Source organism: Bacillus sp. FJAT-28004, from assembly GCF_001280845.1.
In the GTDB taxonomy this organism is placed as follows: domain Bacteria; phylum Bacillota; class Bacilli; order Paenibacillales; family Paenibacillaceae; genus Pristimantibacillus.
Genome location: NZ_LGHP01000001.1, coordinates 3,357,225 through 3,369,903, shown reverse-complemented (window position 1 = coordinate 3,369,903; position 12,679 = coordinate 3,357,225). Strand labels below are relative to the sequence as shown.

The following is a 12,679-nucleotide window of genomic DNA, read 5'->3' as shown; positions in this document are numbered from 1 at the left end:
AAGGGTTGGATGCTTTATTTTGTATACAAGAGAAAATGCCGACACATTTATTGCAGAGTGCAAATATTTGCTGAAAGAGGAATACCGTCTTACCTTTCATTTAATGAGCGAGTTTGGCTGGATGAATGATCCGAATGGTTTTGTCTATTACAATGGCGAATACCATATGTTCTATCAGCATTATCCGTACCAGCCCGTATGGGGTCCGATGCACTGGGGACATGCGGTTAGCGATGATCTAATGAAGTGGAAACATCTACCGGTCGCTCTTGCGCCTGATCAGGCTTACGACCGCGACGGCTGCTTCTCTGGCAGCGCTATTGAGCGGGATGGCAAGCTGTATTTGATGTATACGGGTCATTTGATAACGGGGCCAAATAAGGATCTCGATTACTGTCAAAATCAAAATATTGCCGTTTCCGAGGATGGAATCCGTTTCGAGAAGCTGACAAGCAATCCTGTCATCGGTCCAGAGCAAATACCGGCAGGACTCAGCCAGAAGGATTTCAGAGATCCGAAGGTATTTGAGCGTGACGGTGTATATTATGTGGTCTTGGGATCAAATGACGGACAAGGCAACGGGCTCATTTTGATGTATCGTTCTATGGATCTTGTTAGTTGGAGTCTTGTTGGAGAAATCGCGCGCAGTGACGGGAAGCTCGGCGACAATTGGGAGTGTCCGGATCTATTTGAGCTCGGCGGACATGACGTGCTTATTATGTCGCCTCAGCGTATGCCTGCGCAAGGAGATGACTATCACAATCTGCACTCCACTACCTATATGGTTGGACGCTTGAATATCGAGCAAAGCAGCTTTCAGTATGATCGGTACGAGCCAGTTGATTGCGGCTTTGATTTTTATGCTCCGCAGACAACGATTGATGAAAAAGGCAGACGCATCATCATCGGCTGGATGGAGACATGGGAGCAAGAAATTCCAACGCAGCTCGGACACTATTGGGCTGGTGCGATGACAATGCCGCGCGAAGTTGTTTTGCAGGGAGAATTGTTATTGTTCAAGCCTTTGGAGGAAACCAAGAATTATCGGCATAATGCTTTTGAGGCAAGCGATATTTACTTGTCGGGTGCTAAGGATATGGAAGTCAGTGGTGATTGTTATGAGCTTGAGGTTGTATTCAAGGCCGAGCAAACCGAAGAATTTGGCTTAAAGCTGCGGGTGTACGGCGAGGAAGAGACTGTCTTGTCTTATCGACAGGAGGAAGGCATTTTCCGTTTTAACCGCGATAAGTCAGGAATCGGTCTTGGCGGGGAGCGCAGAACGAGCGTTGAACTGAAAGATGGTTTGCTTGCTTTGAGCATCTTTGTTGATAAATCCTCCGTTGAGGTGTTCATTCAAGGCGGCGAGAAGGTTATGACAGGCCGTATATACCCAGGTACTGATTCGCTTGGTATTCTCGCTTATGCGGAAGGTGAATGTACTATAGTATCCTTTAAAAAATGGGACATCAGGTAGGGGGGCTTAAACTGTCGAAACTATATACGATTGGTGAGGCGTTAATTGATTTTATTCCAGACACCAGAGGTGTTGAGCTTAAAAATGTTGTTGGATTCACGAAGGAGGCGGGCGGTGCGCCTGCTAATGTCGCATGCGCGGTAGCGAAGCTAGGCGGCAGCAGTGCCTTCATCGGTAAGCTGGGCAAAGACGCTTTCGGTGATTTTCTTTTGGAAACCATGAAAGAGTCAGGTGTCGATACGCAGCATGTGCTCCAGACCGATGAGGCGAACACTGCTCTTGCATTTGTAAGCTTAAAAGCTGACGGGGACAGAGATTTTTCTTTCTACCGGAACCCAAGCGCCGATATGCTGCTTTCTGAGGAAGAGATTAGCGAGGAATGGTTCTCTAAGGGAGATATTTTGCACTATTGCTCTGTTGATCTCATTGAAGCCCCTGTGAAATATGCGCATCTTAAAGCGATTTCGGCGATGAAAGCAGCAGGCGGACTCATCAGCTTTGATCCTAACGTGCGGCTGCCGCTTTGGGTGGATCATGAGCAGTGCAGACAAACGATTTTGGAATTCATCCCGCTAAGTCATCTTGTCAAAATAAGCTCGGACGAGCTTGCCTTTGTGACGGGAATTGAAGACGAGAGGGAGGCTATTTCCTCTTTGTTTGTCGGGGATGTTCAGGCTGTTGTCTACACGAAGGGAGCGGATGGTGCGGCATGGTATACGTCCTCCTATAAAGCATCCACTCCTGGTCAGAAGGTAGCGGTCATGGATACAACCGGCGCAGGTGATGCTTTTATTGGAGCATTGCTGTACCAGCTCCAACGAATCGAAGGGGCTTTGAGTGAAATAGATGCTGAGAAGGCAAAGCGGATGATTTCGTTCGCCAACGCTGCCGCTGCTCTTACGACAACAAGAGCAGGCGCGATTTCTTCACTGCCTGTTTTGCAGGAGCTTCCTCCTATATAACCGCTGCTGTATATGTTAATGAGAGTATGTTTCTTTCTTGCCACTTTGGGAGAACGAAATATACTCTTTTTTTATAGTGCAGAAGCAGCTGCGGTGGGTGAAAGAGTGCGCCCATATGATCTCTAGGTTGGGCTATTTGACACACACGTTGCAACACGTGCAATCAAGTGAAAGTTTGTAATTTGGTAAGCACTTGTCATAGAATTAATTAAAATATTTCATTTCGTATAACGAAGGGTGTGTTGCCGAATGGCTACCATGAAGGTAATCGTCGCAGAAATCGATAAAGACATAGAAGTTAAAGAAATAGAAATAAATGAAAACATCTACGACGGATTAGAAGGAATTGCAGAGGGGGACGTCGAGTCTATTACGATATGGAATGACATTGTTTTATGGATTAACATGGACTTACAGAGAGATGGTTCAGCATTCAATTTCCATCTTACCGAGAAATTGCGAATCAGAAACCAAGATGAGTACGAACCTAAAGTATCCGTTATTGGAAATGCTGTCTTCACTGGAACCGATGAAGACGGCGAGCCGGTTGGGTTGACAGAGGACGAAGTTAAGGTTGTTATGAGTAACTTCATCGACCGTAAGACATATCACCAATTCACTAGAAAATAATAGGGATGAGTTCTTGTCGCCAAACGTAATATTCCTAAATCATACGCATGCTCCCATCTGTTCAATAGGTGGGGGCTATTTTACGTACGCGTTCTTACACTGAGGAAAAAGCGATGATTAGATGGCTGTAAGCACGCCAGTGTTCTTACAGTCAAGAAATAACCGTGGTTAGTCGTCTGTAAGCACGTATGTGTTCTTATGGTGCGAATACGCGTATGAGTTGGCAGAAAGAATGGCTGTAAGCACGCAGGTGTCCTTACAGCGAAGGAATAGGTATGGTTAGTCGTCTGTAAGCACGTATGCGTTCTTATTGTGCGAATACGGCGTATGAGGCGGCAGAAAGAATGATTGTAAGAACGCAGGTGTTCTTACAGTCAAGAAATAACCGTGGTTAGTCGTCTGTAAGCACGTATGTGTTCTTATGGTGCGAATACGCGTATGAGTTGGCAGAAAGAATGGCTATAAGCACGCCAGTGTTTTTACAGTCAAGAAATAACCGTGGTTAGTCGTCTGTAAGCACGTATGCGTTCTTATTGTGCGAATACGACGTATGAGGCGGCAGAAAGAATGGCTGTAAGCACGCAGGTGTTCTTACAGCGAAGAAATAGGCATGATTAGTTGTCTGTAAGCACGTATGCGTTCTTATTGTGCGAATACGGCGTATGAGGTGGCAGAAAGAACGGCTGTAAGCACGCCAGTGCTCTTACAGCGAAGAAATAGGCATGATTAGTTGTCTGTAAGCACGTATGCGTTCTTATTGTGCGAATACGACGTATGAGGCGGCAGAAAGAACGGCTGTAAGCACGCAGGTGTCCTTACAGCGAAGAAATAGGCATGATTAGTCGTCTGTAAGAACGCAGGTGTTCTTACAGCGAAGAAATAGGCATGATTAGTTGTCTGTAAGCACGTATGTGTTCTTATGGTGCGAATACGGCGTGTGTGGCGGCAGAAAGAATGACTGTAAGAACGCAGGTGTTCTTACAGCGAAGAAATAGGCATGATTAGTCGTCTGTAAGCACGTATGTGTTCTTATGGTACGAATACGGCGTATGTGGCAGCAGAAAGAATGGCTGAAAGCACGCAGGTGTTCTTACAGCGAAGAAATAGGCATGATTAGTTGTCTGTAAGCACGTATGTGTTCTTATGGTGCGAATACGGCGTATGTGGCGGCAGAAAGAATGGCTATAAGCACGCAGGTGTTCTTACAGCGAAGAAATAGGCATGATTAGTCGTCTGTAAGCACGTATGCGTTCTTATTGTGCGAATACGGTGTGTGTGGCGGCAGAAAGAATGGCTGTAAGCACCCTCGTATTCTTACACCGCTAAAGGAGGCAAGCTTGTTCATCTTCCGTTCATTTTTGAGTGCTATAGTCGATCTCACTAAGACCGATGGAAGGTGGATTAAAGCAGATGAAGAAGTGGACGATAGGGCTCGGCATTTTAATCATTTTTGCCGCAGCTGGAGCAGGTGCATATTATTTTTATTTTGCTAAGGATAAGGAAGCAGCAGGTGTGATGCCTACATCTCTGACTGTGCAGGCTACCAAAGGGTCAATCGTCAAACAAATTAGCGGAACTGGATCAGTAGCAGCTAATTCGAGGGAAACGGTGACTGCAGGCAAGAGCGGCACCATAGCCACTGTGAATGTCAAAAAAGGGGACAAGATCAAAGCAGGGCAAGTTCTTGTTACCTTTGAGGCTGCGGATGACAATGATGACAAAATAAAAACGATTGAGAAAAGCATTAAAAAACTGCAAGAAACGATTACTGGATATCAACAAAATTATAAGGAAGCAACGGGCACTGAAAATGAAGAGGCTACGAAGGAATCGCTTCAAAAAAATATTGAAAATGCAAATGACGAGATAGCGGACTACCAAGATCAATTGCAAGATATTTATGATGAACAAGAAAAAGAGGAAAAAGTGGTGACAGCCTCCATCGATGGCGAAGTTACCGAAATGACTATTGAAGTAGGCGATGAGGTAAATGCAAGTACGGCGATAGCTACAATTGTAGATTATACGAAGCTGGAATTTGTTACGTCTGTGGATGAGCTTGATATATCTTCTTTAAAAGTTAAGCAAACGGCAGACCTATCCTTAAGCGCACTTACCGACAAGACGATCGATGCGACCGTATCTGAAATTGCGATGGAGGGTACATCAAATAACGGTTCATCAGCTTTTGAAGTTAACCTACTGCTTAAGGACATCGAGGGTGTTAAGGCGGGTATGTCTGGTGAAGCAGCAATAACGATTGCATCAAAGGAAGATATCATTCTTGTACCGGTGAATGCCGTTGTCGAAATGGGAACAAGGTCTTTCGTTCGTGTTCCGGCTGAAAACGGCGGAGAGGCTGCACCAGCGGGAGTAGGGCAGCAGCAAGAGGGAGCAGATGGTCCCGGCGGAGCCGCAAGCGGGAAGCAAGGGGCTGCAGCTGGTCAAGGCAATGCGACAAGCGGAGCTCAGAAAGCTCCGGCTGAGGGAGCTGGTACAGGAGCAGGAGCAGGAGCTGCGAGGCAAGGTGCTGGAGCAAGAGCAGGAGCGGTTCAATCAACGGCAGTGGATGGAGCGGCTCCTGCAGGACAAGCAGGCGCAAACCGTGCAGCCACTGGAGGCGGGTTTGCAGCAGGAGGCCGTGCTGGCGGCCGAATGCCGGATGCGCTTGGCGGTAAGCTCGTAGAGGTGACAACAGGACTTAGTAATGAGAATTTTGTGGAAATTGTCTCAGGGCTGAAAGAAGGGGACAGTGTGCTTGTTCCGATTGCCCAAGGAGCGGCTGGCATGGGCAGTGGATCTACGGAGATGACGATGCGGCAGGGCGGTTTCGCTGGCGACGTAATGGTCTTCCCAGGCGGAATGGGCAACGGAGGCATGGGTGGAGGAATGCGAACAGGAGCGGGTGGTATCCGATGAGTTCAACGCTGAATGCTCCTTTAATAGAAATGAACAATATTTCAAAGTTTTATATGATGGCGCGTGAAAAAATGACCGTGCTGCACGAGGTTTCCCTCACGGTTGCACACGGTGATTTTCTAGCCATCGTTGGTCCATCCGGATCTGGGAAGTCGACGCTAATGAACATTATTGGCTGTCTCGATTTGCCGAGCGAAGGAAGCTACAAGCTTGAAGGGCTTGAGGTGACTGGACAAAACGACAATAAGCTGACGGAAATTCGCAATAAAAAGATCGGATTTATTTTTCAAGGGTATCATTTGCTTCCGAAGCTTACAGCACTAGAGAACTGCGAGCTTCCGCTTATTTATCGGGGCTTGCCTGGCAAAGAGCGGCGATTGAGAGCAATGGAAGCGCTGGAGAGAGTAGGGCTTGGCGATCGGATGAATCACCGCCAAAACGAGCTATCAGGCGGACAGCAACAACGTGTTGGCATTGCGCGCGCGCTGGCGACTAATCCCCCAATACTACTTGCTGATGAGCCAACAGGGGCGCTTGACTCTAAGACTGGCATGGAAGTGCTAAATATGATGGATGAGCTGCACAGCGCGGGTCAGACTATCGTTTTAATTACACATGATATGGAAGTAGCCAAACGAGCAAGCCGTACAGTCATTATTCGAGATGGGGTGTTGACGGAGCGGGAGCAAGAGAGGAGGGACAGCGATGAAGCTTACGCAAGGCCTCAAAATGGCAGTCAAGAGCGTCTTATCCAACAAGCTTAGAACAATCCTATCGATGCTCGGTATATTGATTGGCGTTGCAACGGTAATTGCGCTCGTAGCTATGGGGAAGGCATCCTCCAATGAAGTAGCTAAGCAGGTATCTTCACTTGGGAGCCCTAACTCGCTCTCTGTTAACATTCTGGGTCGTGGAACGGTTACAACGCTTTCGGTAGATGAAGCAAATGAGCTTGGGGATGTTATGAATATAGCGGGGGTTGCGCCAGTCACGAGTACTACCGGTTATGCGAAGTATGGTAAGACTCAAGTATCTGTTAACGTAGAAGGGATAACTGCTGCTTACGAGGAAGTAAAGAGTTTTCCCGTACAGGATGGTAGATATATCGCTTCTCCAGATATAAAAAATAATACAAAGGTTGCGCTTATCGGCGTAGATACCGCAATCGATTTATTTGAGGACGAGGGAGAGGATCCGGCGGCAGCAGTAGGCAAGAAAATAACGATTAACGGTTATATTTTTACAATTGTTGGACTGCTCGAATCACAAGGGAGCTCACTGACCGGATCAAACGACGAGAAAATACTAATTCCTATAACTACGGCTCAGAAAATATTTCAAACAAGCGGCGTTTCTACTATTAACTTAATGGTGTCGGATATAGATCGCATGGCTGCCACTGTTACTGCAGTAGAGGCCGTTCTCTATGAGAAATTCCGAGGCAATGAGAATGCCTACAGGGTATTTAATCAAGAAGAAGCGATGAAAACATTAAATTCTGTTAATGAAACGATGAACAGGCAGCTCATTTATGTGGCGATCATTTCACTTATCGTAGGTGGAATCGGCATTATGAATATTATGCTAGTGTCTGTAACTGAACGTACGAGAGAGATTGGCATCCGAAAATCATTGGGAGCAAAAAAACGGGATATTATGTTTCAATTTTTAGTAGAGGCTGTGTGCATTAGCGGTTTGGGCGGTGCACTCGGAATTGGGCTCGGATATATTGCCTCTTTTACGATTGGAATGGTTATGCATACAGAGACAGAAGTTCCTTTAGATACCGTATGGCTGGCTTTTGTATTCTCTGCTCTCGTGGGCGTCATATTTGGCTATCTGCCCGCAAATAAAGCGGCAGGCCTACGGCCGGTTGACGCGCTTCGCCATGATTAGACTTTAAGGTTCTACCCTATCATTTGTACTCATAGAATGAACCATCAGGATCGGATTAAGAGAGAGGGGGTCGGCGAAAGCTGATTCCTGCTTCCTTTTTCCGGCCAAGGTGGAAGGAGAGCTCATGAGGCGAAGAAGAGGGAAGGTTTCAATAGTTTCGATGATCGATCGTTTGCGGACAAGCAGACGGATGGCCTTGTTTGCAATAGGAGCGATGCTTGGTGCATCCATCATTCTGGTAAGGCTTTCGCTCGATGAGCTTCGTGATGTACAGGCTGCTAGGTCAATGACAGATAATACTGCTGTACAAGTTGGTGCTCAATCCATACCGAAAACGGGCGAGTTGGATGATGTAGATGTACTGCTTCCGTCTTCAGAAGGAATCGATTCTAGGCAGACGATAAAGCCCACAGATGGTGATGAGAAGAATGGGGAAACGATGGATGCCATTGATCGTCTCATCGTTCGTATTTATATGACAAAAGAAAAACGGATTGAGAGTGTCCCGCTTGAAGCGTATGTTCGTGGTGTAGTAGCAGCGGAAATGCCAATCGGCTTCGAGCTTGAGGCGTTAAAGGCGCAAGCCATTGCCGCGCGTACGTATATGATACGAAGAATCCTGCTTGGCAATGACAGTGGAGTTCCCGTAAAGGGAGCCGATGTGACGGATACGACAGATCATCAGGTGTATATTTCAGTTGCAGATCTCGCAACCAAATGGCCAAAGTATGAGCAGAAGAACAATATGAGCAAGCTGAATGAAGCGGTCATTCAGACGAAGGGCAAAGTTATTACGTATAAAGGCGAGCCGATAGATGCGGCTTTCTTCTCTACCAGCAATGGATTTACCGAAAACTCGGAGGACTATTGGAATCAAGAGGTTCCTTATTTGCGAAGCGTCGCAAGCCCATGGGACAAAGAACTTTCGCCGAAGTATAAAGAAACAGTGAAGTTGTCACTTAACGAGTTTTACAGCAAGCTCGGAGTAGCAAAGAAGAACTCTGCCAAACCCTCTATTCGCGTAGTAGAGAAGACAGAAGGAAATCGAATCAGCAAGATTATTATAGGAGGAACTACCTTCTCGGGCAGGGAAGTGAGAGAAATGCTAGGACTTGCTTCCTCTCAATTTACTTGGAGTATAAAAGGTAAAACTATTTCCATAACGACATTTGGTTACGGGCATGGAGTAGGCATGAGCCAGTGGGGAGCCAATGGAATGGCGCAATCAGGGGTAAAAGCCGAGGCGATTCTGGCTCATTATTATTCTAGCGTTCAAGTGGAACAAGCTTCGAAGCTATCGGAACAACTCAGGGTTCGCTCGTAATTTGAACTCTTTCAATATTTCGTATTAACCTCACGTATAAACCTAGCAGATCTGGTAACAATGGCTAGTGAGGTGATAGAAAATGAATGATCAAAATCAAAGTAAACCGAAGCAAAGACCAGAAGAAACTCCCAAAACTGTTCTGGGAGGAACGTCTGCCGCCAAATCTAGCAGTGGATGGAAGAACCTTTTTGCAAAGCGATGGGTATCTCCAGCAATCTTCATGGCCGCGGCAGCAATTATCGTAACCTTAATGTGGATCTATCAGGGGGCGGATACGAAACCGACAGCAGGAAAAACCGATCCTTCTGAAGTTACACAAGGGGATACAACTGTACCGCAAGGCAAGGATGAGGATGTCCTTGAAGTTATTGCTGCTAACGAATCGATCCATTGGCCGCTAACTGACAAAACAGTGCTTAAGGAAGAACTTCCATTCTACGACGAAAAAGCAAGTGACGCAGAACGCGAGGCTGCATTGATTCAAACGGGCGACAAGTTCTCTCCTCATATGGGTATCGACTTTGTTGACCCAAGCGGTAAATCATTTGATGTACTTGCAGCGCTATCAGGTAAGGTTACTTATGTGGAGGAACATCCGACCAACGGCAATTCGGTCGAAATTACACATGAGGGCGGTCTGGTGACTGTTTACCAAAGCTTAGCGGATGTAACGGTTAAAAAAGGCGATGACGTTACACAAGGTACGATTATCGCAAAAGCCGGTCGCAATGATTTAGAACGCGATTTGGGGATCCACCTTCATTATGAAACAAGAAGCAATGGCAAGGCGATAAACCCAAGCTCATTAATCCAAGAGTAATAAGAGCTAAAGAATAACGTTGAGTTAGTAAAAATAGGACTTTAGTCGTACAGGCGGGGAGCAATTCCCTGCCTGTTTTACGTTTTTATGAAAATTTATTCACATTCCTGCCTGTCAGGCTTGACCACAACGAATATATACGATGCCTACTCATATAATGTACCAAACTATCTCGAGTAGGGAGGCGGGAACGTGCACGATTACATTAAGGAGCGAACCATTAAAATAGGCCGCTGCATCGTGGAAACGAAGCATACGGTGCGGACGATCGCCAAGGAGTTTGGTGTGTCTAAAAGCACAGTGCACAAGGACTTAACAGAACGGCTTCCTGAAATAAACCCCGATTTGGCCGATCAGGTAAAGCACATTCTCGAGTACCACAAATCAATTAGGCATCTAAGGGGAGGAGAAGCGACCAAAATTAAATATAAGAAAACGAGTACGAAAAAGCGTGAAGTACTCGCTGCAGGGAAACACTGAAGTTTTTTCGCGAATTATAGAGGAATTTTGTCTTTTTTGGCGAATAATAAACGTTAACGGTTTCTGTGTCAAGGGAACCAATCGTACGTTTTGTAATTATTATTCGTTGGGGGACTTAAGCCTTATGTTGAGCAAGGATATTGGGATTGATCTTGGTACTGCAAATGTGTCCATACATGTAAAAGGTAGAGGCGTCGTACTCGATGAGCCTTCAGTTGTTGCCATTGAAAGCGATTCGAAACGTGTGCTGGCAGTAGGCGAGGAAGCGCATCGCATGGTAGGCAGAACGCCGGGCAACATTATTGCGATTCGTCCGCTGCGCGATGGTGTTATTGCTGATTTTGAAATTACGGAAATTATGTTAAAAGCATTTATTGATCGCGTCGAGGGACGGAAATGGTTTAGCCGTCCCCGTATTCTTATTTGTGCTCCAACAAACATTACTTCGGTGGAGCAGAAAGCTATTCGTGAAGCTGCGGAACGCAGTGGAGCGAAGGAAGTATTTCTTGAGGATGAACCAAAAGCGGCTGCGATAGGGGCTGGAATGGATATTTTCCAGCCTAGCGGCAATATGGTCGTTGATATTGGCGGGGGCACGACAGATGTAGCCGTACTTTCCATGGGCGACGTTGTCACTGCCTCCTCCATTAAAGTTGCAGGGGACAAGTTCGACGATGCGATTATGAAGTTTATCAAAAATAAATACAAGCTTCTAATTGGTGAAAGAACGAGCGAGGATATAAAAATAAAAATCGGTACAGTGCTAGATGGCGGGAAGCAGGAAGAAATCGATATTCGCGGAAGAGATATGGTGTCGGGACTTCCTCTTACGCTAACGATTCGTTCAGGAGAGATTCGCGAGGCGCTATGGGACTCTGTAATGTCCATCGTATCGGCTGCTAAGTCCGTGTTGGAACGCACGCCGCCAGAGTTGTCAGCGGACATTATCGACCGTGGTGTTATTTTGACAGGTGGGGGCGCTTTGCTTGGCGGACTAGATTCGCTTCTAGCAGAAGAGCTTAAAGTACCTGTGCTAATTGCAGAAGATCCGATGCACTGCGTCGTTAAGGGAACGGGAATCCTTCTAGATAACTTGGACAAGCTCGGGAAGAAGTAAAGACCGCAAGCGGCCTATATTATAATGATTTGCGCGGGTAGGGAGCCTTAGGGGGGCGTAGCCGAGGCGTAAATGAGTCATAGGTCGCATGGACAAGCTATTCAGGCAGCCTTGCTTTCAACCGATAACATATATAGCTAGGATCGATTGGAAGCACTAAGGAGGTAACAACGATGTTAAGAGGACTATACACCGCGGCGTCGGGCATGATTTCTCAGCAGCGCAGACATGATACGGTGACGAATAATATTTCGAATATAAATACGCCTGGTTATAAACAGACAAACGCTGTAACTCGTTCTTTTCCGGAAATGATGTTGTCATTAACAGGTGCAGGACCGGAGAATTTCACTAAGATCGGGAAACTGACTAACGGTGTATTTGCGGAAGAAAGCTTGTCCATTCATTTACAGGGTGATCTGACACAGACGAATAACTCGTCTGATTTTGCATTGATCTCCAACATTGATGTAGACGGCTTATCCTTTGACGCTTCCGGTAAAAATATTGGACCAGACGGAGAGGTTACTTTTCAACCTCAAGCCTTTTTTACGCTACAGGATCAAAATGGCGAGATTCGATATACACGCGGTGGGAAGTTTACGCTGACCGAGGATGGTTTCCTTATGGGAAGTGACGGATCAAGTGTGCTTGGGACAAATGGTCAGCCTATTCAGATGCCAGCGGGTGTGGGGCTTGATAGACTCGTACTAACGGATAACCAGCGCTTCATGGATACGAATGGGCAGGATATCGGCGTTCAACTGCTTATTAGCCGTGTTGATGATCCCAATCTGCTTGTGCGCGATGGGAACGGGAGCTTCCGTTTCTCGGGAGATAATGGTGAAGCTGTCGCTATCGCTCAGAATGAGCGCGTTGAAGTAAGACAAGGCTACATAGAACGCTCTAACGTTGATACCGCGCAAGCGGCTATTGATCTTATGTCGGCGCTGCGTGCTTATGAAGCTAACCAGAAGGTTATCCAATTTTATGATCAAAGCTTAAGCAAAGCAGTCAATGAAGTAGGTCGCGTGTAACAACAGGTTGAAGTAGC

General features: G+C 46.4%; 11 protein-coding genes. All 11 read left to right on the top strand.

The annotated features are described in order from the left end of the window. The first annotated feature begins 19 nt into the window (after positions 1 to 19). On the top strand, positions 20 to 1,474 hold the full coding sequence (locus AC787_RS14580) for a glycoside hydrolase family 32 protein (protein ID WP_082360775.1): 1,455 nt from the start codon (positions 20 to 22) through the stop codon (positions 1,472 to 1,474). An 11-nt stretch (positions 1,475 to 1,485) separates the two neighbouring features. Further along, positions 1,486 to 2,436, top strand: coding sequence for a carbohydrate kinase family protein (locus tag AC787_RS14575; protein ID WP_054027070.1), 951 nt, complete (start codon positions 1,486 to 1,488; stop codon positions 2,434 to 2,436). Between the two features lie 249 nt (positions 2,437 to 2,685). After that, on the top strand, positions 2,686 to 3,066 hold the full coding sequence (locus AC787_RS14570; RefSeq protein ID WP_054025436.1) for a hypothetical protein: 381 nt from the start codon (positions 2,686 to 2,688) through the stop codon (positions 3,064 to 3,066). A 1,410-nt stretch (positions 3,067 to 4,476) separates the two neighbouring features. Continuing rightward, positions 4,477 to 5,985, top strand: coding sequence for an efflux RND transporter periplasmic adaptor subunit (locus tag AC787_RS14565; protein ID WP_054025435.1), 1,509 nt, complete (start codon positions 4,477 to 4,479; stop codon positions 5,983 to 5,985). After that, a complete protein-coding gene (locus tag AC787_RS14560; protein ID WP_054025434.1) occupies positions 5,982 to 6,749 on the top strand; it encodes an ABC transporter ATP-binding protein in 768 nt (255 codons plus the stop codon). Before AC787_RS14565 ends, AC787_RS14560 begins: the two co-directional genes overlap by 4 nt. Further along, entirely contained in the window at positions 6,691 to 7,881 is a 1,191-nt protein-coding gene (locus AC787_RS14555) for an ABC transporter permease (protein WP_054025433.1), read from the top strand. Before AC787_RS14560 ends, AC787_RS14555 begins: the two co-directional genes overlap by 59 nt. Positions 7,882 to 8,005: 124 nt before the next feature. Next, positions 8,006 to 9,205 carry a stage II sporulation protein D gene (gene spoIID, locus AC787_RS14550; RefSeq protein WP_235560981.1) on the top strand — a complete coding sequence of 400 codons (1,200 nt, stop codon included), beginning with the start codon at positions 8,006 to 8,008 and terminating at the stop codon, positions 9,203 to 9,205. Between the two features lie 82 nt (positions 9,206 to 9,287). Next, positions 9,288 to 10,028, top strand: a complete 741-nt coding sequence (locus AC787_RS14545) for a M23 family metallopeptidase (RefSeq protein WP_054025431.1) — start codon at positions 9,288 to 9,290, stop codon at positions 10,026 to 10,028. 192 nt (positions 10,029 to 10,220) lie between these two features. Beyond that, entirely contained in the window at positions 10,221 to 10,508 is a 288-nt protein-coding gene (gene spoIIID / locus AC787_RS14540) for a sporulation transcriptional regulator SpoIIID (protein WP_054025430.1), read from the top strand. 124 nt (positions 10,509 to 10,632) lie between these two features. Further along, positions 10,633 to 11,625 (top strand): rod shape-determining protein MreB, encoded by a 993-nt coding sequence (mreB, locus tag AC787_RS14535; protein ID WP_054025429.1) that lies wholly within the window; start codon positions 10,633 to 10,635, stop codon positions 11,623 to 11,625. Positions 11,626 to 11,798: 173 nt separating this feature from the next. After that, on the top strand, positions 11,799 to 12,662 hold the full coding sequence (locus AC787_RS14530; RefSeq protein WP_054025428.1) for a flagellar hook-basal body protein: 864 nt from the start codon (positions 11,799 to 11,801) through the stop codon (positions 12,660 to 12,662). Positions 12,663 to 12,679 lie beyond the last annotated feature (17 nt).